Raw genomic sequence first — 25,532 nt, forward strand, 5'->3', positions numbered from 1 at the left:
CAGCGGTTTTCCGGCCCCGAATTGACTAAAACAAATAAGCGTTTCCGTGAAAAACGGAAACGCTCTGGAGGCGCGGCCGGCGGTCAGCCCTGCCGGATGACCAGGTCCGCCGACCGGCGGCGGGCCAGCACGCGTTCGATGTTGGGCATATCGTTGGACGCGATCCAGGCGATGGCGTCCTCGTCGCTGCGGCCATGCTCATGCCAGCGCTGGCACAGCCGCCGCTCGAGCTCGCCGCGGGTCACCTCGACAAAGATGGTAAAGTCGAACAGCGGCGCCAGTCGAGACCAGGGCTCTTCGTCCAGAAGCAGGTAATTGCCTTCCACCAGGATGAAGCGGGTGTCGCTGCTGACAACGCCAGCCGCCGCTCGCGACAGTTCGATGCTGCGGTCGAAGACCGGGATGGCGATGTCCGGCTCGACCGCGCGTATGCGCTTCAGCAGCACCTCGAAACCCGCGAAGTCAAAGGTTTCCGGTGCGCCCTTGCGGGCGCGCAGACCACGCCTGTCGAGGATGATGTCGTCATAGTGGAACCCGTCCATCGGCACCACTTCCGCCGTTCCATCCGGCAACACGTCGTGCAGGGCCGCGGAGAGCGTCGACTTGCCGGCCCCGGGGGGACCGGCAATGGCAACAACGAAGCGTTTCGCCTTGGCCGCACGCTTGAAGATGGCGGCGGCAATGGTGGCAATCTCGGACATAGGCCGTTCCCTGCTCCAGTGGCGGCATCTTGCCGGCCATCCGCGAAACTTTCAAATCTCCCGTGGTGGGAGGATGTCCGGCTCAGCCGCTGCTGTCGATGCGCAGGAATTGCGCATCATAAGGGACATCCAGCACGGCGCCGGCAGTGGTCGTAACCCGCAACTGGCCCGTGGCGGCGGAAACATCGTGCACCGCCTTCCCCGTTGCCGCCGGAACGGCACCGATGACATGGCGGAAGGCAACGCGCCGGTCCGGACCGAGCTCGAAGGCCGTCGTCACCCCTTCCCGCTTCAGCCAGTTGTCGCCCAGCGAAGCGGCATGGCCGACCGCGGTACGGCCGTCCTCGACGCCGAGCACACCGCGATGACGGCCGTTCCAGGGTGCGTAATCGCGCCCGCCATTCGAGATCCACAGCATGGTGATCGGCAGTTCGGCCGGATTCTTCAGGATCAGCACGACATCCTTTTCCGCGGTGCGCGTAACCGCTGTCCAGCCGGGGCCACCGTGCTCCGCCTCGACCAGCGTGACGAAGTCCTCATGGCGCCTGTCCATGCGGTAATCGGTGAGGTCGACGGTCGCGCCATCCTTGCCGGGAAAATGGCGCAGGTCCTCGCTGCGGGCCGGATAGGCGAGCAGGTAGCTGCCACGTGCCGGATCGGGCTCCAGCGGATCGCCATCCGTCACGGCGACACGCTTCGGTGAAAAAGCAAGATGTCCGCCTTCGCGCATCGCCGTCATGGGGTGATGCGCAACGGAAATCGCGCCGTCGCCACCGATGAAGGCATGCTCCTGATACAGGAACGGATGACCGTCGCGAAGCGTGAGGATCTTCTCGACGGTGGCACCCATCACGGCGCGCTGGAGACGGAACGTTGCTCGCCAGCCGTCCGCCGTCGCCGAACTGTCGATCAAATCCCATGGGCTGTTTGCGGGCCAGCCATGCAGCGGCGCCTCCTCGATGTTGCTGCGCGAAAACGGCGCACAGAGGAAATCGCCGGAAAGCCGTGTGACGCCGTCGGGCAAACCTTGGGGCAGCGCCTCCTGCGGCTCATCGATCCAAGGCGCCCGGTGCAGCGGCTTGAGCAGGCGCCCGTCCGCCTCGATGGTGAGGTCCGCGATATGGCCGACCGCGGTGTCGACCGAAACCGAAATGCCCCTGGCCTTGAAGGTGACCGTATCCATCGCCTGCCTCCGATTCGCGTGTCGCCAGCAAAGCGTGACGGCCGGGTGACGCGCAAGATGCGGTCGGGCTATGGCAACCGCTTTTCAGACACTTCAGGGAATCTGGCAGCCACGTTCAGGACAAACAGGACTGGCGCCGCTCGATCCGTTGTGGAGAAAATTTGGGGGAGGTGAGAGGAGAACCTGGAACCGGAACAAGGCCGCGACTGCAGCCTGGCTTTTGCCTGCCCCGTCGGAGGCATGAGCGAAACGAACCGCCGTGATATCTGAAAAAATGGTGGAGCCAATCGGAATCGAACCGACGACCTCTTGAATGCCATTCAAGCGCTCTCCCAACTGAGCTATGGCCCCACTCCGGCTTCTGCCGGCCGCCGTTTCCGGCGGGATATTCCGGCAAGGTTGGGACCCCGCCGGTCAGTGCAGGGCGGCTTCTAGCGCCGCCTTGCCGCAATAGCAAGTCTTTCGAAACAGCTTTTTTCGCAAAGCCGGCTCGAAAGCTGGCGGACGCTCTGCGTCCGCCGAAATATCAGACGTCGTCGTCGTCGTCGCCGACGCCGATCATGTCGGAAACGTCGTCGTCTTCTTCTTCCTCGTCTTCAAGGAAGGTGTCGTCGTCATCGTCGCCCAGGTCGACGTCGTCATCGTCGTCGCCCATGTCAGGCAGGTCGTCGCCGCCCTTCGCCTCATCGTCGGCATCCTCGAGCGATACGATCTCGGCGCCTTCGTCCTCGTTTTCGACTTCCTTGTCCTCAGCCTCGTCCTCTTCTTCGAGCACGGCAGCCTTGCTGTCCTGGAAATAGGAAAGGGGATAGCTCTTGCCCGTATAGGGAGAGACGATCGGATCCTTGTTCAGATCATAGAATTTGCGGCCCGTTTCGGGGTCAACGCGTTTTGTGCCAAGTTCGGGTTTTGCCACGGCAAGCCTCGTACAAAAAGATTGGTCCCCTTAATCGCAGTTTGCGGCGCTGTCAAAGCCTAATGCCACTGCCTTCACATGAGCCGTTTTGCCGCCTTTTTCGGGATGACGGCACGAAACGGGCGTGTTAGGAACTTCCCTGCAAAAATGACCACCCCAAGGCCTTGAGCCAGGCTCGGCCCGACAAATCCAGGACATCCGACATGGCGCATGACGCCACACCACAACCTGCGACCGCGCGGCGCTCGCCGCCGCTTTCCGGCACGGCACGTGTGCCCGGCGACAAATCGATCTCGCACCGCTCCTTCATGTTCGGCGGCCTGGCTTCCGGCGAAACCCGCATAACCGGCCTGCTCGAGGGCGAGGACGTGATGCGCACCGGACAGGCCATGAAGGCGATGGGTGCTCATATCGAGAAACATGGCGACGAATGGGTGATCCGCGGCACCGGCAACGGCGCGTTGCTGCAGCCCGAGGCGCCGCTCGACTTCGGCAATGCCGGCACCGGCTCACGCCTTACCATGGGCCTCGTCGGCACCTATGACATGGAACCCACCTTCATCGGCGACGCCTCGCTGTCCAGCCGCCCGATGGGCCGTGTGCTGGAGCCGCTGCGCCAGATGGGCGTGCAGGTGCTGCAGGCCGCACCGGGAGACCGCATGCCGATCACCTTGCGGGGACCGAAACATGCCGCACCCATCACCTATCGCGTGCCGATGGCCTCGGCGCAGGTGAAATCCGCCGTGCTTTTGGCCGGGCTCAACACGCCGGGCATCACCACGGTGATCGAGCCGGTGATGACGCGCGACCACACCGAAAAGATGCTGAGGGGCTTCGGCGCCAACCTTACGGTCGAAACCGACGAGCGCGGCGTGCGCCACATCTTCATCGAAGGCCAGGGCAAACTCAGCGGCCAGGTCATCGCTGTTCCAGGCGACCCATCTTCCGCCGGCTTCCCGCTGGTGGCCGCGCTGATCGTGCCGGGCTCCGACATCATCATCGAGAACGTGCTGATGAACCCCACACGCACCGGCCTGCTGCTGACGCTGCAGGAGATGGGTGGCCAGATCGATGTCCTCAACCCGCGCAATGCCGGCGGCGAAGATGTCGCCGACCTGCGCGTGCGCTCATCGGAACTCAAGGGCGTCACCGTTCCGTCCGAACGCGCACCCTCGATGATCGACGAGTATCCGGTTCTGGCGGTCGCGGCCGCGTTCGCCGAGGGCGAAACGCTGATGCAGGGACTGGAAGAGCTGCGGGTGAAGGAAAGCGACCGGCTCGCCGCCGTCGCCAACGGCCTCAAGCTCAATGGCGTCGACTGCACGGAAGGCGAGGCTTCGCTCAGCGTGCGTGGCGTGCCGGGCGGCAAGGGCCTGGGCTGCGTGACAAAGGGCGAGGCGGTGAAAACGCATCTCGACCACCGCATCGCGATGAGCTTCCTGATCATGGGGCTTGCCAGCGAAAAGCCGGTCACGGTAGACGACCGCGCCATGATCGCCACCAGCTTCCCGGAATTCATGGGGCTGATGACGCGTCTGGGCGCCGAGATCGAATAACCGCAGCGCCTCCATCTTGTCATGGACCGGGTGATACAAGCTCGGCCCATGCCCTCCTATTCCCTGCCGGGACCTGCGGCTGCAGCCGGCATTCTTGAAGAACGCTCAGAGCCTGAACCATGATCCGCCTCGAAAATATCGGCAAACAGAACGGCAAGCAGATCGTCTTCATCGAGGCCTCGGCCACGATCCAGCGCGGCGAGAAGGTCGGGCTTGTCGGCCCCAACGGCGCCGGCAAGACCACGCTGTTCCGCATGATCACCGGCGAGGAACTGCCCGACGAGGGGCAGGTCGCGATCGATCGCGGCGTGCGGATCGGCTATTTCAACCAGGACGTCGGCGACATGGCCGGTCGGAGCGCAGTTGCCGAGGTGATGGACGGCGTCGGCCCGGTCAGTGCGCTGGCGGCCGAAATGGCCGAACTGGAAGCCGCCATGGGCGATCCGGACCAAGCCGACAACATGGACGAGATCATCACCCGCTACGGTGAGGTGCAGGGCCGTTTCGACGAGCTGGACGGCTATGCGCTGGACGGCCGCGCCCGTGAGGTGCTCGACGGGCTGGGTTTCAGCCAGGAGATGATGAGCGGCGACGTCGGCAAGCTGTCGGGCGGCTGGAAGATGCGCGTCGCGCTCGCCAAGATCCTGCTGATGCGGCCAGACGCCATGCTGCTCGACGAGCCGAGCAACCATCTCGATCTCGAAAGCCTGATCTGGCTGGAGAACTTCCTGAAAGGGTATGACGGCGCCATCCTGATGACGTCACACGACCGCGAATTCATGAACCGGATCGTCGGCAAGATCGTCGAGATCGATGGCGGCGCGCTGACCAGCTATTCCGGCGACTACGAATTCTACCGCCAGCAGCGCGCCGTCGCCGAAGTGCAGCAGCAGGCGCAGTTCGAGCGGCAGCAGGCGATGCTGGCCAAGGAAATCGCCTTCATCGAGCGGTTCAAGGCGCGCGCCTCGCATGCCGCGCAAGTGCAGAGCCGTGTCAAGAAGCTGGAGAAGATCGACAAGGTCGAACCGCCCAAGCGCCAGCAGACCGTGCGTTTCGAATTCCAGCCGGCACCGCGCTCGGGCGAGGACGTGGCGACGCTGAAGAACGTCTCCAAGAGCTATGGCAGCCGTACCATCTATGACGGGCTCGATTTCCAGGTGCGCCGGCGCGAACGCTGGTGCGTGATGGGCGTCAACGGCGCCGGCAAGTCGACGCTGCTGAAGCTGGTGGCCGGTGCTTCCGAGCCGGACGATGGAACGGTGTCGCGCGGTCCCAGCGTCAAGATGGGCTATTTCGCGCAGCATGCGATGGAGCTGCTCGAGGGAGAGCGCACCGTGCTGGAATCGCTGGAGGATTCTTTCCCGCAGGCCGGCCAGGCACCATTGCGCGCACTCGCCGGCTGCTTCGGCTTCACCGGCGATGAAGTCGAGAAGAAGTGCCGGGTGCTGTCGGGTGGTGAAAAAGCCCGGCTGGTGATGGCCAAGATGCTGTTCGATCCACCGAACTTCCTGGTCCTGGACGAGCCGACCAACCACCTCGACATCGCCACCAAGCAGATGCTGATCGAGGCGCTGTCGCGCTATGAAGGAGCGATGCTGTTCGTCAGCCACGACCGCCATTTCCTGGCGGCGCTGTCCAACCGCGTGCTGGAGCTGACGGAAGACGGCATGCACGCCTATGGCGGCGGCTACACCGAATATGTCGAGCGCACGGGGCATGAAGCACCGGGCCTGCGCGGATAGGAAGCGCAGACTGGCAGTCTCAAGGCTGGCGTTGAAGTGCGCAGCGGCTTCCGTGAAAAGCGGAACCGCGCCTATGCCGGCGCATATTCCAGCGCCACGACGCCATTGCTGAACGGCGCGGCCGAAATCAGCGCGAATTTCTGCTGTTCTCCGGGCGCGAAAAACGGTTTCCCCTGGCCGACCGCAAGAGGATAGCTGAGCAGCCGGATGCGGTCGACGAGACCGTGGTGCAGCAGCTGCTGGGCCAGGCTGATGCTGCCGTGGACATAGATATTGCCGCCGGCGGCTTTTTTCAGCTCCCTGACGGCCTCGGGCAAAGGCCCCTCCAGCCTTTGAGCAGGCTTCCAGTCGAGCTGCCTCACCGTGGTCGACGCGACATATTTCGGCAGCGCGTTGAACCTGTCGGCGAAATCCCCCCGTCTCGTGCCGGCCAGGATGCCGCGAAGATCTGGTAGGTCACGCGACCCAGCAACATGGCGCTGCTGTCGGCAAGCTCCTCTTCCTTGAACCTGTCCATCTCGGCATTCCAGGCAATGCCCGTCAGCTTTTCGACCTCGGCTATACCGTCGGCGCTGATGAATTCGGTGACGATGACTTCCCTCATTCGGCCCTCCATCGCAGGAAACGCATGCTGGAAAGAATGCAGCAAGGATAACAACGGCGCACCGCCTGCACAAATTCCGCCGGTCCGTCATTCTGTCGATCGGAAGCGGGTTTGGTCGGGAACAGACTTGCTTTCCATCGGCGTCTCCGCTTGAAGCATGGCCATGCCTCACACTCTCACCATAGCCATCGACGGTCCGGCGGGCGCCGGCAAGGGAACCCTGGCCCGGCGGCTGGCGGACTACTACCACCTGCCGCATCTCGACACCGGCCTCACCTACCGCGCCGTGGCGCATATGCTGCTTGCCAAGGGCTGGCCGCTCGGCGACGAGCCGCATGCCGTGGAAGCCGCCCGCCTGATCGATCTCGGCGATCTCGATCGCTCGGTGCTGTCGGCGCATGCCGTTGGCGAGGCCGCCTCCAAAGTCGCCGTCATCCCGGAAGTGCGCCGCATCCTGGTCGAAAAGCAGCGCGCCTTCGCGGCACAACCTGGCGGCGCGGTTCTCGACGGCCGCGACATCGGCACGGTCGTGTGCCCTGGCGCGATGGTAAAGCTCTATGTGACCGCCAGCGCGGAGGTGCGGGCGCGGCGCCGGCTGGCGGAAATCGAGGCCAATGACGGCACCGGTGATTTCGCCACCATTCTCGCCGACATCACGCGCCGCGACGAGCGCGACATGGGCCGGGCCGACTCCCCGCTCAGGCCCGCCGGCGACGCGCACTTGCTTGATACGTCGCAAATGTCTATAGAAGCCGCGTTTCTGGCGGCCAAGACGATCGTTGACGACGTTCTGGCCAAAGGAGACAAGGCCTGATCCGGCGTTTTCGCCGCTTGCTGTTGCGAGCTTTGTGAAAATACCCATATCGGGCGGGAGCATGATCTCTGAGAGATCATGCGACAAACACTGAATAGAACCGGCCTGCCAGCATTCTTTGCGCCGAACCGCCGCTTCAACGCGGCACAGGGTCTTGACCCGGAATACCGGCAGGTCATCGCAACGCTAACCCACGGCGCCAGCCTCCAGGCGAGGCTTTCAGGAGAAAGTATGTCTCAATCCATTCCGACTCGCGACGATTTCGCGAGCATGCTCGAAGAATCGTTCTCGGACGGTCATTCGGGCGAAGGCCAGGTCGTTCGCGGTATCGTCACCGCGATTGAAAAGGACATGGCCATCATCGACGTCGGCCTCAAGGTCGAAGGCCGCGTGGCACTGAAGGAATTCGGCGCCAAGGGCAAGGACGGCAGCCTCAAGCCGGGCGATACCGTCGAAGTTTATGTCGAGCGCATCGAAAACGCGCTGGGCGAAGCCATGCTCTCGCGCGACAAGGCGCGCCGCGAGGAAAGCTGGGTCAAGCTGGAAGAGAAGTTCGCCAAGGGCGAGCGCGTCGAAGGCGTCATCTTCAACCAGGTCAAGGGCGGCTTCACCGTCGATCTGGACGGCGCCGTGGCCTTCCTGCCGCGTTCGCAGGTCGACATCCGTCCGATCCGCGACGTCACCCCGCTCATGCACAACCCGCAGCCGTTCGAGATCCTCAAGATGGATCGCCGTCGCGGCAACATCGTCGTTTCGCGCCGCACCGTGCTTGAAGAGAGCCGTGCCGAGCAGCGCTCCGAGATCGTCCAGAACCTCGAAGAGGGTCAGGTGGTCGAAGGCGTGGTCAAGAACATCACCGACTACGGTGCGTTCGTCGACCTTGGCGGCATCGACGGCCTGCTGCACGTCACCGACATGGCCTGGCGCCGCGTCAACCATCCGACCGAGATCCTCAACATCGGTCAGACGGTCAAGGTGCAGATCATCCGCATCAACCAGGAAACCCACCGTATCTCGCTCGGCATGAAGCAGCTCGAGAGCGATCCGTGGTCGGATATCGGCACCAAGTTCCCGATCGGCAAGAAGATCACCGGTACGGTCACCAACATCACCGACTACGGCGCGTTCGTCGAGCTGGAGCCGGGCATCGAGGGCCTGATCCACGTTTCGGAAATGTCGTGGACGAAGAAGAACGTGCATCCGGGCAAGATCCTGTCCACCTCGCAGCAGGTCGACGTGGTCGTGCTGGAAGTCGATCCGGCCAAGCGCCGCATCTCGCTGGGTCTCAAGCAGACGCTGGAGAACCCGTGGCACGCCTTCGCCGCCAACCACCCGGTCGGCTCGACCGTGGAAGGCGAAGTCAAGAACAAGACCGAGTTCGGTCTGTTCATCGGCCTCGACGGCGACGTGGACGGCATGGTGCACCTGTCGGATCTCGACTGGAACCGTCCGGGCGAGCAGGTCATCGAAGAGTACCAGCGCGGCCAGATGGTGCGTGCCCAGGTTCTCGATGTCGACATCGACAAGGAGCGCATCTCGCTCGGCGTCAAGCAGCTTGAGCGCGATACGGCCGGCGATGCCGCCGCTTCGGGCGAACTGCGCAAGAATGCCGTCGTCACCTGCGAAGTCACCGGTGTGAAGGATGGCGGTCTGGACGTGCGGCTGGTCGAAAGCGGCATCGACACCTTCATCAAGCGCTCCGACCTGTCGCGTGACCGCGACGAGCAGCGTCCGGAACGCTTCACCGTTGGCCAGAAGGTCGACGCCCGCGTCATCGCCTTCGACAAGAAGACCCGCAAGCTGCAGGTCTCGATCAAGGCGCTGGAAATCGCCGAAGAGAAGGAAGCCGTTGCTCAGTACGGCTCGACCGACTCCGGCGCTTCGCTGGGCGACATCTTGGGTGCCGCGCTGAAGAAGCAAGGCGGCAACTAAGCCAGCCTCCGGCACTGCCTTCGCGGCAGAGCAAAATCGACAAGACCCGCCGGAGCGATCCGGCGGGTTTTTTGTTATGCCTGCGACGAAGAGACCGCCTTGCAAGCCGGCAGGCAGCCGAGGACAGTGCCTCCGCCAGCGTTGGTGCTGGTGTTGTCCGGGAGGCAGTTCTGCAATGATCGACCACGTCACCGTCGCCGTCAGCGACCTTGCCGCGAGCAAGCTGTTCTACGAGACGGCCTTCGTGCCGCTCGGCTACCAGCTTTCATTCGGAGAGGAAGGCGTGTTCTGGGCCTTCGACATCGGTGACGGCCTGTTCGAGATCATGCAGTCGGCAACCCCTGGACCGCTGACGCGTCTGCATGTCGCCTTCCGCGCGAAAAGCCATGCCGAGGTGGATGCCTTCTATCAGGCCGCACTGGCCGCCGGAGCAACCGACAACGGCGCGCCGGGGCCGCGCCCGGCCTATACGCCGAACTACTATGCTGCCTTCGTGATCGACCCGAACGGCTACAACATCGAAGCCATGATCGACGCGCCATTTTCCTGATCTCACGCCAGTTCGCTTCGCTCACGGCTCCGATGGGGCGGCCTGACGGCCGACGGGCGGTCGCCCTTGCGAACCCACGGGTTCGGGCTGATCTCACGCCAGCTCGCTTCGCTCACGGCTCCGATGGGGCGGCCGGACGGCCGACGGGCGGTCGCCCTTGCGAACCTATGAGTTCGAGTTCGTCGCTCAGGCGCGCCCGTAGAGCGGGACCAGTGTTCCGCTCATCGCCTCGTTGCGCGGTGAAGCGAGATAGACGATCGTTTCGGCCGCGGCGTCCGGGCTTACCCATTTCGAGAAATCGGCATCCGGCATGTCGGCGCGATTGGCGGGTGTGTCGAGCGTGGAAGGAGCAATGGCGTTGACCAGGATACCCTTGCCTTTCAGCTCCTCGGCCAGCGCAACCGTCATCGCCGCCACCGCAGCCTTGCTTGCCGCATAGGCGACCATGCCGGCGCCGCGTCTCGGTTCGAGCCCAGCGCGAGCCGAAACGTTGACAATGCGGCCGCGCGTTCCGGAAGCGAGCATGGCACGCACCGCGGCCCGGCTGCACAGGAAGGCGGTGCGCGCATTGGTGTCCATCATCTCGTTGTAGGCAGCCGATTCGGTCTTCTCGACCGGTGCCATGGCGAAACCGCCGGCCAGGTGGATCGAGGCCCATAGGTCCGGAACACCGGCGTAGAAGGCGGTGACGGCTTCCGTGTCCTCGAGATAGACGTTGTTCACCAGATGCACGCGATCGTGTTTGCTGAACGGGAAATGCGCCGGCGCCGCGGCATGGCTGTTCGGCACGTGGCAGATGGCGCCTTCCTGCAGGAGCTGCGCCACCACGGCACTGCCCAGCGCACCCGTTCCGCCGGTGACGACAACATGTTTTTGGTCCAGCGTAGCCGCCATCCGCGACAACTCCTGCTCAGTCATTTGATGGATTTCCGAAAATCGCGCCTTTCGCGCTCTCACTCAACCGAAATCTCTATGAGGAAAGGCTTTTTTGTCGCTCGCGCCCTGCCGAGGGCCTGCCCAAGCCCGGCAGGCCCCTCCAATCTCTGGGAACCAATGCCATAAGCATCCGCCAATTTGCAGAAATCCGGCGGTGCAGGCGAGACGCCGACCGGCTCAACACCGACATCGCGCATGGAGGTTTCGATTTCCCGATAGCCGCGATTGTTCCAGACGATGAAGATAACCGGCGCCTGCAAATCGAGTGCCGCTGCGATCTCCGGCAGCGTGAACTGGAACCCGCCATCGCCGGTGAGGCACACCACCGGCGCACCCGGAACAGCCAAGGCCGCACCGATCGCCGCCGGCGGACCGTAGCCCAGGGCACCAAAACCGGTAGCCGCGTTGAACCAGCCGGCTGGCCGATCATGATCGTAATAGAGATTGGCGGCATAGATCGGCTGCGTCGAATCGCCGACGATGATGGCCCCGGGCAGGCTCGTCCGAATGGTCTCGACGGCCGCCACCTGGGCCTGCATGGCAGGACCGATCTCGGCAAACGCGGCCGAACGTGCCGCGGCGGCCCGCTCAGGGCCGCTCGCCGAAGCCTTCGGACGATCGATTGCCGCTGCCAGCGCTTCGAGCGCGGCTCCACAATCGGCTTCGATGGCGACCGTTGCCGGATGCCGCTGGAGCTGGCCCGCGTCGATATCGATGCGCACCAGCTGGCCCGGCACCACGAAACCGCCATCGCCATACATGTCATAGTCGGTCGGTCCGAACTCGGTACCGGCCGCCAGCACGACGTCGCTGTCGGCCATCAGCGCCCGCACGGCCTTGAGGCTCGGACTGGCGGGGACAGCCAGTGCATGGCCATGCATCAGGCCGCGGGCGTTGGCGGTCTGGACAACCGGGGCGTCGAGGCATTCGGCGAGCAGGCGCAGCGCGGCCTCGGCATGGCGGGCGCCACCGCCGGCGAGGACAAGAGGTCGACGAGCGCGGCCTAGAAGCGCCGCGGCGTTCCCGATCGCGACGGCATCCGGCATATTGGGGCGGGCATCGGAGCGCACCGGCTTCATCGCTTCGGCAGGCAGGCCCATGACGTCGAGCGGGATTTCGATGTGCACGGGACCGGGGCGGGCGGTACGAAAAAGATCGAAGGCGCGACCGAGAACGGCAGGCAATCGGGCCGCGTCGGTGATGCGCTCCGAAAACGCCGCCACCTTGGCCATCATGCCCTGCTGATCCGGCAGTTCGTGCAGATAGCCCAGGCCGCGCCCCAGCGTTGCCGTTGCATTGACGCCGGAGATCACGAGCATGGGTACCGAATCGGCCCGCGCCTGGCCCATGGCCGTGATGGTGTTGGTGAGGCCGGGTCCGGTGATGACGAAGGCAACGCCCGGTTTTCCGCTGGCGCGCGCATAGCCGTCGGCCATGAAACCGGCGCCCTGCTCGTGGCGCGGCGTGACGTGGCGGATGCGCGAACCGGCAAGGCCGCGATAGAGTTCGACCGTATGGACGCCGGGAATGCCGAAGACGGTGTCCACGCCATGCGCCTCGAGCAGCGCTATCAACGCTTCGCCGACGGTGGTCATTGGCTTTCTCCATTTTGAGCAAGGGGCATGATTCTCTTCCGAAAACTCCGCTGGTTCTCGGAATCATGCTCCAGCGGCGCAAGATTCAGCTGGGCTTCGACAGCCCTGATGCCGATCGCCGCCAGTTCGCCGGGCGAGAACATCTCGCCGGCCAGGCAGCCTTCGATCCAGAGTCCGTCGATGATTGCGTTGATCGCGATGGCATGGTGGCGCAGCTGGCTTGCGTCCGGCTTGCGCTGTTCGGCGGCAAGCACTTCGGCGACGACCGCTTCCACCTCGTTGCGAAAGGCGAGATAGCCTTCACGATGGGCGTGGGCCAGGGCAGGATCCGCGGATGCCCGGCCGATAAAGGTCGCCCAGAGCGAAAACACCCGCGCATCGATGATCGGCGCGCCGAGGTTGGCGGCGACGAAAGCCGCAAGACGCTGACGCGGCGACGCGCCCTCTGCAACAAGTGCAGCCTTGGCCTGCTCCGTCATGCGGCCGACCAGCGTCGTATAAGCTTCCTGCAGCAGCTCTTCCTTGCCGGGGAAATAGTGCCGGATCAGCCCGGCGGTAACGCCGGCACGCAACGCGATGGTGCGCAGGGTGGCGCCCTGCAGGCCACGCTCGGCCACGCTGTCCAGGGTCGCCTCGATCAGATCCTGTCGCCGCCGCTCCTCGCCTTCGCGACGGAACTTGCGCCGGGACGGCGCATTCATTGCCGCAGGATCGGCCGCGTCAGGCATGTCGGCCCGCCTTCGCAGGCGATGCAGAGCGCATCCGCCTCGAAGATTTCGACGGTGCAGCCGGCTGCTTCCATCGCAGCCTTGGTCCTGGGGAAACCGGCAACAGCAATGACCTTGTGCGGGCTGGTCGGCAGCACATTCAGGCTGAGGCCGTTGGAAGCGGCGAACTCTTCGGCATCACCTTCGACCAGCCTGATGCCGCGCGCCTTCAGCATCTGGTAGAACGGCGCCGGCAGAAGCGGCGAGTAGACCAGAGCAAGATCGTCAGCCAGCGGGCTGATCACCGACATCAGATGCAGGCAGGCCTCTTCGCCCTGCCACAGCGGCAGGTCGAAGCCGTAGACGGAAATACCGAGCGGCGTCAGCAGGTTGGAGACCTGCTGGATGCCTTCCTGGTTGGAGCGGACACCACGCCCGATCGCCAGCGTGCGGGCGTCCACCCACACGCAATCGCCACCTTCGACCTGCCCTGGCGCCTCGACACGACCCAGGATCGGAATGCCCAGTCTCTTGTAGGTTTCCTCGTGCAGGGATGGCTCCCTGGCGCGCAGCGGCTTGCCCATGGACAGGATCAGCGCGCCACGGTCCGTCATCAGCGACGGATCGTGCGTGAACACCGAATCCGACAGCCCGTCGGCCCTGTCCTCGATCCAGTCGATCTCGGCCCCGGCAGCTGCCACAAGATCGGCGAGGGCCTTGTGCTGTACCGCCGCTTTCGCCGGATCGAAGCCCGGCCCATAGTGCCAGGCGGCCCGGTCGGCGGCCCGCATGGCATTGGTCGCCGACCGCATCAGCACGCGCCGCAGCGGCGCCGCCATGGACTGTGATCCGAAAGCGCTCATCGATGCCCTTTTAAGCTGAAAAAAGTCGACAAAATTTCATCGAAGGCTATTTATACACTTGCGCAACAAGGCCGCAAGTGCCGTAATGAGCGGGATTGACGGGCTCGCGCTGCCGGGTCCATGCTGAAGTCTGGAGCGGGACAGTACAGCGTATGTTGATTAGCCGGATAGTCGTTCGACGAACTGCCGTCGATCGTACGGAGATCACACTGTGAACGCGGCGAGTGCCGCCACGATCCCATCCGGCAAGGCGCAGAATAGCGCCGCCGAAGCCATCCATGTCGAGAACCTGCATAAGAAATTCGGCGAGCTTCATGTTCTCAAGGGCGTGTCGCTGTCGGCGCGCGACGGTGAGGTCGTGGCCATCATCGGCGGCAGCGGCTCCGGCAAGTCGACGCTGCTGCGTTGCATCAACTGTCTTGAGAACCCGACCAGCGGCATCATTCGCGTCAATGGCGAGGAGATCAAGCTCAAGGCGGACAGCCACGGCCATACCGTGCCGGCGGACCGCCGCCAGATCGAACGCATCCGCTCGCGGCTGGGCATGGTGTTCCAGAGCTTCAACCTGTGGAGCCACATGACGCTTCTGCAAAACGTCATCGAAGTGCCGGTGCATGTTCTTGGCGTGAAGCGAGATGAAGCGATCGCCACCGCTGAAAAGCTGCTGGCGCGTGTCGGGCTTGCCGAAAAACGCGACGTCTATCCACACTTCCTGTCCGGCGGACAGCAACAGCGCGCGGCGATCGCCAGGGCGTTGGCCATCCAGCCGAGGGTCATGCTGTTCGACGAGCCGACCTCGGCGCTCGATCCGGAACTGGTCGGCGAAGTGCTGCGGGTGATCGCAGACCTCGCGCGCGAAGGACGCACCATGGTGCTGGTCACCCACGAAATGAAGTTTGCCCGCGAGGTCGCGACGCATGTCGTCTACCTCCACAACGGGCTGGTCGAGGAGGAAGGAGCGCCGGAACAGGTGTTCGGCGCGCCGAAGTCCGAGCGGCTGAAACAGTTTCTGCGCAACGTCGGCTGACCCCAGAGGGGTCGGGCGACGACAAGAAAAGACAACGGGAACACTCAAAAACAACGGGAGAACAGGGCATGAAAACATTTCTGAAGACGGCGGTTGCCGCTGCCGCGATCGCGTTGGCGGGGACCTTCGCGGCCAGCGCCGAGCAGGTGAAGGTCGGCTTCTCGCCGGAAGCGTATCCGCCTTTCTACTCGCAGGACTCGTCCGGCAAGTGGGGCGGCTGGGAAGTCGACATCGCCATGGCGATCTGCGCCGAAGCAAAGCTCGACTGCGTGCTGACGCCGATCCCGTGGGATGGCCTGATCCCGGGCCTCAAGACCAAGAAGATCGACACCATCATGAACTCGATGTCGATCACCGCGGAGCGCCAGAAGGAGATCGACTTCTCCGACAAGTACTACAACACCCCGACTTCGATCGCCGGTGCCAAGGACCAGAAATTCGACGCCTCGCCGGAAGGCCTCAAGGGCAAGGTTATCGGCGTGCAGGTCTCGACCATCCATGCCGCCTACGCCAAGAAGCACTTCGCTTCGACCGCGGCCGAGATCAAGGAATACCAGACGCAGGATGAGGCCAACCAGGATCTCGCCGCCGGCCGCATCGACGCCACGCAGGCCGACCAGATCGCGCTGGACGCCTTCCTGAAATCCGACCAGGGCAAGGCCTGCTGCGACATGAAGGGCAACGTCGCGCCCGATCTCGAAGTGCTCGGACCGGGCGTCGGCGCCGGCGTTCGCAAGGGCGACACCGAACTCAAGGACAAGATCAACGCCGCCATCAAGGGCATCCGCGCCAACGGCAAGTATGCCGAGATCACCAAGAAGTACTTCGACTTCGACGTCTATGGCGACGCCGTGCAGTCGAACTAGCACCCCGAGGTTCCGCGCGTCGTTCCCGAGAGACGACGCGCCATCCGGCCGGCGTTCGCGCCAGGCTGGGTCATGAGCCGGCACGTCGGGGGGCGCGCCGGCTCATTCGAGATCCTCCAACGGCGGCATGCGGCGCCGTTCAAGGCGATTTCGAAGAATTATTGCATCGATTTTGAACCAAAAGTCGCGCTCAGCGGAAGGCAATAATTCTTCGAAATCGCCTCAATCGGAGTGACGGCGCTGACAGACATTTTCCTTTCGGCCTCGGCGGCCAGCCTTGCCGAACTTCTGGCATTCGATCCACCCGGATGGGGCGGCAATCTGCTGCGTGGCCTGCTGGCCTCGGTCGGCATTGCCTGCGGCTCGTTCGGCCTCGGCCTGCTGATCGGTATCTGTGGCGCCTATGGCAAGCTCTATGGCAGTCCGGTGGTGCGCGATCTGTTCGGCCTCTACACCACCATCGTGCGCGCAGTGCCTGAGCTGGTGCTGATCCTGCTGCTCTACTTCGCCGGCACCGATCTGGTGAACAGGCTGCTCACCTTGCTCGGCTACGCGCCGGTCGACATCAACGGCCTGATCGCCGGCATCTGCGTGCTCGGCGTCGTCCAGGGCGCGTATTCGACGGAAGTGCTGCGGGGCGCCATCCTCGCCATCCCGCAGGGACAGATAGAGGCGGCGCGCGCCTATGGCATGTCGCCGTCGCTGCAGCTCAGGCGCATCACCTTGCCGGCGATGGCACCCTATGCGATCCCCGGCCTCGCCAATCTCTGGCTGATCGCCACCAAGGATACGGCGCTGCTCGCTGTCGTCGGCTTCAACGAGCTGACGCAGACGACCCGGCTGGCCGCCGGCGCCACCAAGGCGTATTTCACCTTCTTCATCGCTGCCGGCGTGCTGTATCTCGCGCTGACGCTGGTCTCCAACGTGATCATTTCCCGCTTCGAACGCTACTCGCGGCGCGGCATGCCTTCCGTGGCGGAGACGCGCTGATGAGCACCACCACAACCACGATCGCGCGCACCTCGGAGTGGCTGCAGCCGCACCGCATCATCCTCATCATCCTTGCGGCGGCGATCGTGCTTGCCTGCGCGTTCACCATGCGATGGGACTGGCTGCCGGCCTATCTGCCGCTTGCCCTGCAAGGCATATGGCGCACCATCTGGCTGCTCGCGGTCACCGCTACGCTGGGCATCCTGCTGGCAATCCCGATCGGTTTCGCGCAGGCCGCCGGCCCGGCATTCCTGGCGGTGCCGGCCCGGCTGTTCTGCACGATCATCCGCGGCACGCCGCTGCTGTTGCAGCTGTGGCTGCTCTACTACGGGCTCGGCTCGCTGTTCCCGCAGTTTCCCTGGATCCGCGATTCGTTCCTGTGGCCATATCTCAGGCAGGCCTGGCCATACGGCGTGCTGGCACTCACCCTTTCCTACGCCGGATATGAGGGAGAGGTCATGCGCGGCGCCTTCGCCGGCGTGCCGAAGGGGCAACTCGAAGCGGCCCGCGCTTTCGGCATGCGGCGCTGGACCGCCTTCCGACGCATCTGGCTGCCGCAGGCGCTGCGGCGAGCCCTGCCGACGCTGGCCGGCGAAACCGTGTTGCAGCTGAAAGCGACACCCCTGGTGGCGACCATCACCATGGTCGATATCTATTCCGTCGCCTCGCGAGTTCGACAGGAGACCTTCGTCACCTATGAACCCTTGCTGCTGCTCGCGCTGGTCTATATGGCCATTACCGGGGTTATCGTCTTTGCGTTCCGCAAGATCGAAGCGCGCATTCCGGCAAGACTCGGCTAGCCGAATTACGGCCCGGATTACGGCTTGGGTGCAAGCTACGGACGCAGCTTGAGCATGGTCCCGAAAAGTTGCAGACTTTTCGGATAAGATCATGCGTCAAAACAAGGAGATAGAGCGTTTCCGTGAAAACGGAAATGCTCCGGGGGTGGAAGGCATGCAGCTCAGTCTCGAACAGGCCACAGCACTTTGCCGCATGGCGGCACTCGGTGCCGGCGCCAGCGATGAAACCGCCCGTTCGATTGCCGCCGCCGCGATCGCCGCCGAGGCCGAAGGCAACAAGGCCGTCGGCCTCTCCCACTACATCGACTATCTGGAGGCGCTTGAGGCCGGCCGCATCCGCGGCAAGGCCGAGCCGGTGATCACCCGGCCGGCACTCGCCGTCTATCTCTCGGACGCAAACGGTGGCGCGGCCCATACCGGCTTCGACCGTGTTTTCGACGACCTGGCCAAGGCGGCCAAGCTGTTCGGCGTCACGATCTTCTCGCAGAAAAATGCCTATACCGCCGGTGCGCTCGGTTATTTCACCGGACGCCTCGCCGCGCAGGGGCTGATCTCCTTCGCCGCCACCAACGGTCCGGCCGTGCTAGCGGGCTCCGGTTCGACGAAGCCGGTCTACTGTACCAACCCGATGTCATTCGCCTGCCCGCAGGCCGACGGCGCGCCGCTGATCATCGACCAGTCGTCGAGCGCAACCGCTTTCGTCAACATCCGCAAGGCCGCGGCCGACGGCAAGGCGATCCCGGAAGGCTGGGCGCTGGATGCCGGCGGCAATCCGACGACCGACGCCACCTCCGCCATGAAGGGCGCGCTGCTGGCCTTCGGCGGGGCACGCGGCGCCAACATCGCCCTGATGGTCGAGGTTCTGGCGGCCGGTCTATCCGGCGCGAACTGGTCGCTCGACGCACCGTGGTTCAGCGGCGGCCCGGACAGCCCCGGCACCGGGCTGTTCGTGCTGGCGATCGAGCCCAAGCTGCTCGATCCCGATTTCGAGAAGCGCATGAAGGACCAGATCAACCGGCTGGACCGCCGTTACGGCGTTCACATTCCCGGTCTTTCGAAAGCCGCCGCGACGGAAAAGGCCGCGGCGCGCGGCATCACCGTTTCCAAGGAAATCGTCGAGCGCATCGCCGATTTCGCCGAGCGACACAAGCGCTGAAGCGGGAGCTTCTCGGCGGTCGACGATCAACGCCGACATGCGTCCATAAAACCAATGGCGGCGACCTCCTGTCGCCCTTTGCCTTTGGCGAGAAACCCATTATGAAACGGCATTAGAGCGCCGCGCGTCCGTGGACGCGCAGAGGACGCTCTAGGACTTTGAACCTACGCGTCGTGCTTCCCGAAAATCGATGTCGATTTTCGGGCCGATGCGCTAGCCAAGCTTTCGTGCGCCGGAGCCAGCCATGACCGAAATCCTGCAAACCCCCAAGCTCGTCGTCGTTTTCGGCGGCTCAGGCTTCGTCGGGCGGCATGTGGTGCGCGCGCTGGCCATGCGCGGCTATCGCATCCGGGTCGCCTGCCGCCGTCCCGACCTCGCCGGCCATCTGCAGCCGCTTGGCAATGTCGGCCAGATCCAGCCCATTCAGGCCAATGTGCGCGTGCGCTGGTCTGTGGACCACGCCGTCCAGGGCGCCGACCATGTCGTCAACCTCGTCGGCATCCTTTACGAAGGCGGCCGCCAGCGTTTCGGTGCCGTGCAGGATTTCGGCGCGCGCGCCATCGCCGAGGCCGCCCGTTCGGTGGGCGCCGGCATGACCCATGTCTCGGCGCTCGGCGCCAGCGTCGATTCCGAATCCGACTATGCCCGCACCAAGGCACTCGGTGAAAAAGCCGTTCTCGAGACCATACCGGATGCCGTGATCTACCGGCCATCGATCAATTTCGGACCGGAGGACGGTTTCTTCAACCGCTTCGCCGCCATGGCGCGGTTCTCGCCTGTCCTGCCGCTGCTCGGTGGCGGCGCAACCCGTCTGCAGCCGGTCTATGTCGGCGATGTCGCCGAGGCGATCGCACGCTCGGTCGACGGCGCCGTCGAGGGTGGCAAGATCTATGAGCTTGGCGGGCCGAAGGTACTGACCTTCAGGGAGTGTATGCAGGAGATGCTGGCAGTGATCGAGCGCAAGCGCCTGCTGGTGTCGGTGCCGTGGTGGGCGGCCAGGCTCCAGGCTTCGATCCTGGAACTGCTGCCGAAGCCGCTGCTCACCAATGATCAGGTCACACAGCTGATGTCGGACAATGTCGTTTCCGAAGAAGCGATCCGGCAAGGCCGTACCTTCGCCGCGACGGGCATCACGCCGCGCACGATCGGGGCGATCCTGCCGAGTTATCTCTGGCGTTTCCGCGCCACCGGACAGTTCGATCAACGCAAGCCCGCAGCCTGATCTTTCCAACTTCGCAAGCATCAAAAAAGGCCGGATCGCTCCGGCCTTTTTCTTTGGGCAACTCCTGGAATTGCTCTTTGCGCTCAACCCCAGATGAACAGGGCAACGAGCCCGACGCCGCCGACGATCAGCCGCCACCAGCCGAACAGCGAGTAGCCGTGCCGCGAGACGTAGCCGAGCAGGCTGCGCACGACGATGACCGCGGTGATGAAGGCCGCGATGAAGCCGACCGCGATGATCGGGAAATCGCCGCTCGTCAGCAGGTGGCGGTTCTTGATCAGGTCGAGCGTGAAGGCGCCGAGCATGGTCGGAATGGCGAGGAAGAAGGAGAATTCAGCCGCCGCCCGCTTGTCGACGCCCATCAGGAGCGAACCGACGATCGTGGCACCCGAGCGCGAGGTGCCCGGGATCATCGCCAGGCATTGGAACAGGCCGATCTTCAGGCACATCGACAGAGGCAGCTCCGAGGCGTTGTGATATTTCGGCTTCAGATCCAGCCGGTCGATCCACAGGAGCACGATGCCGCCCAGGATCAGCATGATGCAGATCAGCTTCGGCGTTTCGAACAGCACCGTCTTGATGAAATCATGCGCCAGGACGCCGATGACGGCCGCCGGCAGGAAGGCCAGGAACACGCCCACCAGCAGGCGCACGCTGTGGTCGCTCGAGATTTCCGGCGGCACGAACATGTTGACGCGACGGCGCCTGACGGTTGCTGCAACCAGTTCGAAAGCGCAGCCGCCCAGCCATATGATCGAAGCGATCGAGCCTATTGCTGCCTCGACCAGCCGGCCGAACGCGCCCGGCCGGCGCAGGAACGCCCAGATCTTGCCGGCATAGAGGCTGAGTATGGCGAGAATGGCGCCAAGCTGGATCAGCACCTCGAAAACCTTGCCGGTGGACTCGAAGCCAAGGAAATGGCCGGCCAGCAGGATGTGGCCGGTCGAGGAAACGGGAAGGAATTCGGTCAGCCCTTCAAGCAGGCCGAGCAGCAGTGCTTCCACCAAAGTCTGGAAATTCATAAAGTACCTCGCGGGCGGCGCGATCGGCAAAGCGGGACCCGGTCTTTGCGTCCGCTCGCGCTCGAATCTGTAGAACAGGCGCTTAGAACACTGCCAAAGTTGCAAAACTGTGACGAATGCAGCGTCGGGGCTTGCTTGTCAGCGTGCCCAACTGCTCCTATAGCTCGCAGCACCCTGACAACCCGTGTATTCGGGCAATAAAGACTTATCGGCGCGGCCAGCGATTCGCCAGCGCATATAATCATTCGGACGATGCTGACGCTTTTCCACCACCCCATGTTCGCCAGTTGCCGCTTCGTACGCCTCGCTTTCGGCGAGTATGGCGAGGAGCTTGCACTGATCGAGGAAAAACCCTGGACGCGGCGCAAGGAGTTCCTGGCGCTCAACCCGGCCGGCACGCTGCCGATCCTGCTTGCCGAAGGCGACGTGCCGATCATCGGCGCCGGCGTGATCGCCGAATATCTCGACGAGACGCGCGGCGTGCTGAAGCGCGAGAAGCGCCTCTTCGTGGAAGGACCGATGGAGCGGGCGGAAATCCGCCGGCTTACGGACTGGTATCTCGTCAAGGCAGAGAGCGAAGTGACACGCCATCTGGTGCGCGAGCGGGTGCTGAAGCCGCACATGCCGGCAGATGCCGGCGGTGGTTCGCCGGATTCGACCGCCATCCGCGCGGCGCGCGCCAACATCCGCCAGCATATGAAATACACCAACTGGCTGGCCGGAACGCGGCATTGGCTGGCCGGCAGTCGCATCACCTATGCGGACCTGGCTGCCGCGGCGACGCTTTCCGTCCTCGACTATCTGGGCGAGATCGACTGGCGCGAACACGGCGCAGCGCGCGAGTGGTACACACGCGTGAAGTCGCGCCCTTCCTTCCGTCCGCTTCTGGCCGATCGCGTCCGCGGCCTGTCGCCGGTGTCGCACTATGCGGACCTCGATTTCTGACCAGGCCAAGCTGCGTAAACTGATCGACCGTGAAGCGCGGCGTGCCGGCTTCGATGCCGTCGCCATCACCACGCCGGGTGCCATCCCGCAGGCACCGGCGCGGCTGGCCGACTTCGTGGCGGCCGGCTATCACGGCTCGATGGGCTGGATTGCCGAAACACTCGAGCGCCGGGCCGATCCGTCCGTCCTGTGGCCTGATGTCCGCTCCATCATCGTGCTGGCGATGAACTATGGCCCCGATCACGACCCGCGAGCGCTTCAGCAGCTGCCCGATCGCGGCGCGATCTCCGTCTATGCCCGCAACCGCGACTATCACGACGTCATCAAGGGTCGTCTGAAGGAACTCGCCGGCAAGATCGTCGCGGCGGCGGGCGGCGATGTGAAGGTATTCGTCGACACCGCCCCGGTGATGGAAAAGCCGCTGGCCGAAGCAGCGGGGCTGGGCTGGCAAGGCAAGCATACCAATCTTGTCAGCCGCGCGCATGGATCGTGGCTGTTTCTCGGCTCGATCTTCACGACGGCGGAACTCGAGCCGGACAGGGCGGAGGAAGACCATTGCGGCTCCTGTCGCGCCTGTCTCGATGCCTGCCCGACCGATGCGTTCCCGGCGCCCTACAAGCTCGATGCACGCCGTTGCATCTCCTACCTCACCATCGAGAACAAGGGGCCGATCCCGCCCGAATTCCGGGGCGCCATCGGCAACCGCATCTATGGCTGCGACGATTGCCTTGCGGCCTGCCCCTGGAACAAGTTCGCCCAGGCAGCCTCCGAGGCAAAGCTCGTTGCAAGGGCCGATCTGCGCGAACCGGCGCTCGCCGATCTGCTCAAGCTCGACGATGCCGGCTTCCGCACACTGTTCTCCGGTTCGCCGGTCAAGCGCATCGGCCGCGACCGTTTCCTCCGCAATGTGCTGATTGCCGCTGGCAACTCCGATGACCGGAGCCTCGTCGCGCCGGCGCGGGAACTGCTTGCCGATCAATCGCCGCTGGTTCGGGGTGCGGCGGTGTGGGCACTGTCGCGGCTGGCGGCTGGCGATACAGTGCGCGAGCTGGCAACGGCAGCATTGCAGGACGAGAACGACAGCGCCGTCCAGGACGAATGGCGATTGGCTCTGGGCGTGACCGACAACAACGGAAGGGCAGCATGACCGGCAACAGGATCTTCATTTTCGGCGCCGGCTATTCCGCCCAGGCATTCGCCGCCCAGAACCCGGATTTCGGGCGCTTTGTCGGCACGACGCGGTCGCAGGGCAAGTTCGACACCCTTCGGCAGGCCAACATCGAGCCCTTGATCTTCGATGGAACACTCACATCGGACATTGAAACCGCACTCGCGGAAACCACGCATCTGGTGATCTCGATTGCGCCGGAGATGGCGGGCGAACCCGTGCTGCAGGCGGCGCGCGGCGTGATCGCAACCAGCATGCCGGCGCTGCGCTGGATCGGCTACCTGTCGACGGTCGGCGTCTATGGCGATCATGGCGGCGGCTGGGTCGACGAAAACGCCGAATGCCGGCCGGTGTCGGATCGCTCCACCTTGCGACTGCAGGCGGAACAGGCCTGGCAAAGCCTTGGCAACGAGATCGGCAGGCCGGTCGCCGTGCTGCGCCTTTCCGGCATCTATGGCCCCGGCCGCAACGCTTTCGTCAATCTGAAGGATGGTACCGCCAAGCGACTGATCAAGCCCGGCCAGGTCTTCAACCGCATTCATCGCGACGACATTTCCGGCACTCTGCGCCATCTTGCAGGGCATGGTACAGGCGGTGTCTTCAATGTTACCGACGACCTGCCCGCACCGCCACAGGACGTGGTGACCTACGCCGCAACCCTGATGAGCGTGCCGCCGCCACCGGAAACCGATTTCGCCACCGCCCAACTTTCGCCCATGGCGCGGTCCTTTTATGGCGAGAACAAGCGTGTCTCCAACGCGGCGGTCAAGGCAGCGGGCTATACATTCCGCTTCCCCGACTACCACGCCGCATTCGACCACATGTGGGCGAGCGGAGACTGGGACAAGGGAGCGGCACGCAGCGCGATGAAGCGCTAGCGCGTGACCCCGAAAATCGGAATCGATTTTCGGAAAGGAAGGGTGGCATGCGCCACCCGTCATGCGTCAGCTCAAAGTGCTGGAGCGACCTTTGCGCGTCCAAAAGGACGCGCGGCGCTCTGGTGATCGCATGCAACGGTCGCTCCGTGGTATGATTCGGATTGCGACAGCTGCAGTGAAGGGACTGCGCGAGCAGGGAGTGGGCAAGTGACAGAACGACTGCGAACCATTGCACGCAAGACTATCCTGGCATTGGCGGGCGTGGCGGCATTGGCTGGCGCTTTCGAATTCGAGACGCGTCCGGTCATGGCCGCGGAACTGGCCAAGGACCTGTTCGGCGCTGAAAAACTGCCGGCGGCAACCGAGCCGCAGTCCTTCGGCTTCTATTCCAAGGGCTGTTTCACGGGCGGTGTCGCGATCCCGCTGGAGGGCGACACCTGGACGGTGATGCGTCCTTCTCGCAACCGGCGCTGGGGCCATCCGGCGATGATCGCGCTGCTCGAGAAATTCTCGCGCGACGCCGAGGCTGACGGCTGGCCGGGCCTCCTGCTCGGCGATATCTCGCAGCCGCGCGGTGGGCCGATGCTCACCGGTCACGCCTCGCACCAGATCGGCCTCGATGCCGACATCTGGCTGACACCGAAGCCGCGGCGGGACCTGACCATCGCCGAGCGCGAGAACAAAAGCGCGATGCTGATGGTCGATCCGAAGACGCATCGCGTCTACGATCGGCTATGGACGGCCCAGCACACGCAACTGCTCAAGCGCGCCGCCAGCTATCCGGAAGTCGAGCGCATCCTGGTCAATCCAGGCATCAAGAAGAAACTCTGCGATACGGTGACGGGTGACCGCGGCTGGCTGCGCAAGATCCGGCCGTTCTGGGGCCACGATTATCATTTCCATGTCCGCATCGGCTGCCAGCCGGGATCGCATGGCTGCAAGGAGCAGGCGGCGACAGCGGCAGGCGACGGCTGCGACAAGTCACTGGCCTGGTGGTTCACCGAGGAACCATGGCGCCCGAACAAGAACCCGGACGCTCCCAAGGCACGTGACATCATGACCATGGCAAGCCTGCCGAAGGAATGCCGCCTGGTGTTGCAGGCGCCTGGGCCGGTGTCGGCGGAAGCAGCGACCTACTACGGCAATGGCCGGCCGCCGGTCGCCGTGGCCGCATCGCCAGAGCCTGCACCGCCACCGTCGGGCACGATCGGCGAGGCGCCGCTGACCCCGGTGACGGCCAATGCCTTCGCGCCGACGCCGAAGATCGGCATCCCGTTGCCGCGTCCACGTCCCGGCAACTGACATCCCATCGCCTGGAACAGACGAAAAGCGCCCTTTCCCGGGCGTTTTTGTTTGTTT

At 64.2% G+C, this 25,532-nt stretch carries 25 protein-coding genes and 1 tRNA gene; 15 read left to right on the top strand and 11 right to left on the bottom strand.

Annotated features, from left to right (window positions below):
• Positions 1-83: 83 nt before the first annotated feature.
• The 4 genes from ACFJIU_RS25680 to ACFJIU_RS25695 form a co-directional block, all read right to left on the bottom strand.
• Positions 84-701 carry a nucleoside triphosphate hydrolase gene (locus ACFJIU_RS25680; protein WP_379064734.1) on the bottom strand — a complete coding sequence of 206 codons (618 nt, stop codon included), beginning with the start codon at positions 699-701 and terminating at the stop codon, positions 84-86.
• Between the two features lie 82 nt (positions 702-783).
• Positions 784-1,884: a hypothetical protein gene (locus tag ACFJIU_RS25685; protein WP_379064736.1), complete on the bottom strand. Its 1,101-nt coding sequence runs from the start codon at positions 1,882-1,884 to the stop codon at positions 784-786.
• Between the two features lie 275 nt (positions 1,885-2,159).
• A tRNA-Ala gene (locus ACFJIU_RS25690) sits at positions 2,160-2,235 on the bottom strand.
• A gap of 175 nt (positions 2,236-2,410) precedes the next feature.
• Complete coding sequence (locus ACFJIU_RS25695) at positions 2,411-2,800, bottom strand: TIGR02300 family protein (RefSeq protein WP_379064738.1); 390 nt, start codon at positions 2,798-2,800, stop codon at positions 2,411-2,413.
• Positions 2,801-3,003: 203 nt separating this feature from the next.
• Between ACFJIU_RS25695 and aroA the strand changes: the two genes are divergently transcribed.
• Positions 3,004-4,356, top strand: coding sequence for a 3-phosphoshikimate 1-carboxyvinyltransferase (gene aroA / locus ACFJIU_RS25700; RefSeq protein ID WP_379064740.1), 1,353 nt, complete (start codon positions 3,004-3,006; stop codon positions 4,354-4,356).
• A gap of 119 nt (positions 4,357-4,475) precedes the next feature.
• Positions 4,476-6,098 carry an ABC-F family ATP-binding cassette domain-containing protein gene (locus ACFJIU_RS25705; protein ID WP_379064742.1) on the top strand — a complete coding sequence of 541 codons (1,623 nt, stop codon included), beginning with the start codon at positions 4,476-4,478 and terminating at the stop codon, positions 6,096-6,098.
• A 71-nt stretch (positions 6,099-6,169) separates the two neighbouring features.
• On the opposite strand, the gene ACFJIU_RS25710 is transcribed toward ACFJIU_RS25705, so the two are convergent.
• Together ACFJIU_RS25710 and ACFJIU_RS25715 are read right to left on the bottom strand one after the other, a co-directional pair.
• Positions 6,170-6,415: a dihydrofolate reductase family protein gene (locus ACFJIU_RS25710; RefSeq protein WP_379064744.1), complete on the bottom strand. Its 246-nt coding sequence runs from the start codon at positions 6,413-6,415 to the stop codon at positions 6,170-6,172.
• 41 nt (positions 6,416-6,456) lie between these two features.
• Positions 6,457-6,702 (bottom strand): hypothetical protein, encoded by a 246-nt coding sequence (locus tag ACFJIU_RS25715; RefSeq protein WP_379064746.1) that lies wholly within the window; start codon positions 6,700-6,702, stop codon positions 6,457-6,459.
• A gap of 163 nt (positions 6,703-6,865) precedes the next feature.
• Here ACFJIU_RS25715 and cmk point away from each other — a divergent pair, with 163 nt between their 5' ends.
• The 3 genes from cmk (at position 6,866) to ACFJIU_RS25730 (ending at position 9,998) form a co-directional block, all read left to right on the top strand.
• On the top strand, positions 6,866-7,516 hold the full coding sequence (gene cmk / locus ACFJIU_RS25720; protein WP_379064748.1) for a (d)CMP kinase: 651 nt from the start codon (positions 6,866-6,868) through the stop codon (positions 7,514-7,516).
• 231 nt (positions 7,517-7,747) lie between these two features.
• Positions 7,748-9,448 (top strand): 30S ribosomal protein S1, encoded by a 1,701-nt coding sequence (rpsA, locus tag ACFJIU_RS25725; RefSeq protein ID WP_379064750.1) that lies wholly within the window; start codon positions 7,748-7,750, stop codon positions 9,446-9,448.
• A gap of 175 nt (positions 9,449-9,623) precedes the next feature.
• Positions 9,624-9,998 carry a VOC family protein gene (locus ACFJIU_RS25730; protein ID WP_379064752.1) on the top strand — a complete coding sequence of 125 codons (375 nt, stop codon included), beginning with the start codon at positions 9,624-9,626 and terminating at the stop codon, positions 9,996-9,998.
• Positions 9,999-10,184: 186 nt separating this feature from the next.
• Here ACFJIU_RS25730 and ACFJIU_RS25735 read toward each other — a convergent pair whose 3' ends face one another.
• The 4 genes from ACFJIU_RS25735 to ACFJIU_RS25750 are packed head-to-tail and all read right to left on the bottom strand — an operon-like array spanning position 10,185 to position 14,099.
• Entirely contained in the window at positions 10,185-10,892 is a 708-nt protein-coding gene (locus ACFJIU_RS25735) for an SDR family NAD(P)-dependent oxidoreductase (RefSeq protein ID WP_144378733.1), read from the bottom strand.
• Between the two features lie 59 nt (positions 10,893-10,951).
• On the bottom strand, positions 10,952-12,529 hold the full coding sequence (locus ACFJIU_RS25740) for a 5-guanidino-2-oxopentanoate decarboxylase (protein WP_379064754.1): 1,578 nt from the start codon (positions 12,527-12,529) through the stop codon (positions 10,952-10,954).
• Positions 12,526-13,257 carry a TetR family transcriptional regulator C-terminal domain-containing protein gene (locus ACFJIU_RS25745; protein WP_379064756.1) on the bottom strand — a complete coding sequence of 244 codons (732 nt, stop codon included), beginning with the start codon at positions 13,255-13,257 and terminating at the stop codon, positions 12,526-12,528. Before ACFJIU_RS25745 ends, ACFJIU_RS25740 begins: the two co-directional genes overlap by 4 nt.
• Positions 13,227-14,099, bottom strand: a complete 873-nt coding sequence (locus tag ACFJIU_RS25750) for a dimethylarginine dimethylaminohydrolase family protein (RefSeq protein WP_379064758.1) — start codon at positions 14,097-14,099, stop codon at positions 13,227-13,229. The genes ACFJIU_RS25745 and ACFJIU_RS25750 overlap by 31 nt, the downstream gene beginning before the upstream one ends.
• Positions 14,100-14,310: 211 nt before the next feature.
• Here ACFJIU_RS25750 and ACFJIU_RS25755 point away from each other — a divergent pair, with 211 nt between their 5' ends.
• The 6 genes from ACFJIU_RS25755 to ACFJIU_RS25780 all read left to right on the top strand — a co-directional run bounded on the left by ACFJIU_RS25755 (position 14,311) and on the right by ACFJIU_RS25780 (position 20,160).
• On the top strand, positions 14,311-15,126 hold the full coding sequence (locus tag ACFJIU_RS25755; RefSeq protein WP_379064760.1) for an ABC transporter ATP-binding protein: 816 nt from the start codon (positions 14,311-14,313) through the stop codon (positions 15,124-15,126).
• A 68-nt stretch (positions 15,127-15,194) separates the two neighbouring features.
• On the top strand, positions 15,195-15,992 hold the full coding sequence (locus ACFJIU_RS25760) for a transporter substrate-binding domain-containing protein (protein ID WP_379064762.1): 798 nt from the start codon (positions 15,195-15,197) through the stop codon (positions 15,990-15,992).
• 240 nt (positions 15,993-16,232) lie between these two features.
• Positions 16,233-16,982: an ABC transporter permease gene (locus ACFJIU_RS25765; protein ID WP_379073220.1), complete on the top strand. Its 750-nt coding sequence runs from the start codon at positions 16,233-16,235 to the stop codon at positions 16,980-16,982.
• A complete protein-coding gene (locus ACFJIU_RS25770; RefSeq protein ID WP_379064764.1) occupies positions 16,982-17,782 on the top strand; it encodes an ABC transporter permease in 801 nt (266 codons plus the stop codon). The genes ACFJIU_RS25765 and ACFJIU_RS25770 overlap by 1 nt, the downstream gene beginning before the upstream one ends.
• Positions 17,783-17,936: 154 nt before the next feature.
• Positions 17,937-18,938 (top strand): Ldh family oxidoreductase, encoded by a 1,002-nt coding sequence (locus ACFJIU_RS25775; protein WP_379073221.1) that lies wholly within the window; start codon positions 17,937-17,939, stop codon positions 18,936-18,938.
• 244 nt (positions 18,939-19,182) lie between these two features.
• Entirely contained in the window at positions 19,183-20,160 is a 978-nt protein-coding gene (locus tag ACFJIU_RS25780) for a complex I NDUFA9 subunit family protein (protein WP_379064766.1), read from the top strand.
• An 83-nt stretch (positions 20,161-20,243) separates the two neighbouring features.
• Here ACFJIU_RS25780 and ACFJIU_RS25785 read toward each other — a convergent pair whose 3' ends face one another.
• Positions 20,244-21,182, bottom strand: a complete 939-nt coding sequence (locus tag ACFJIU_RS25785) for an undecaprenyl-diphosphate phosphatase (protein WP_379064768.1) — start codon at positions 21,180-21,182, stop codon at positions 20,244-20,246.
• 252 nt (positions 21,183-21,434) lie between these two features.
• Between ACFJIU_RS25785 and ACFJIU_RS25790 the strand changes: the two genes are divergently transcribed.
• From ACFJIU_RS25790 to mepA, 4 genes are all read left to right on the top strand, one after another.
• A complete protein-coding gene (locus tag ACFJIU_RS25790) occupies positions 21,435-22,127 on the top strand; it encodes a glutathione S-transferase family protein (RefSeq protein ID WP_379064770.1) in 693 nt (230 codons plus the stop codon).
• Positions 22,108-23,274 carry a tRNA epoxyqueuosine(34) reductase QueG gene (queG, locus tag ACFJIU_RS25795; RefSeq protein ID WP_379064772.1) on the top strand — a complete coding sequence of 389 codons (1,167 nt, stop codon included), beginning with the start codon at positions 22,108-22,110 and terminating at the stop codon, positions 23,272-23,274. Before ACFJIU_RS25790 ends, queG begins: the two co-directional genes overlap by 20 nt.
• The gene (locus tag ACFJIU_RS25800; RefSeq protein ID WP_379064774.1) at positions 23,271-24,173 is read left to right on the top strand and encodes an SDR family oxidoreductase; all 903 of its coding nucleotides are present in this window, start codon (positions 23,271-23,273) and stop codon (positions 24,171-24,173) included. Before queG ends, ACFJIU_RS25800 begins: the two co-directional genes overlap by 4 nt.
• Positions 24,174-24,380: 207 nt before the next feature.
• The gene (gene mepA, locus ACFJIU_RS25805) at positions 24,381-25,475 is read left to right on the top strand and encodes a penicillin-insensitive murein endopeptidase (protein WP_379064776.1); all 1,095 of its coding nucleotides are present in this window, start codon (positions 24,381-24,383) and stop codon (positions 25,473-25,475) included.
• Positions 25,476-25,532 lie beyond the last annotated feature (57 nt).

The organism is Mesorhizobium sp. UC74_2, from assembly GCF_042701485.1.
Classification (GTDB): Bacteria; Pseudomonadota; Alphaproteobacteria; order Rhizobiales; family Rhizobiaceae; genus Mesorhizobium.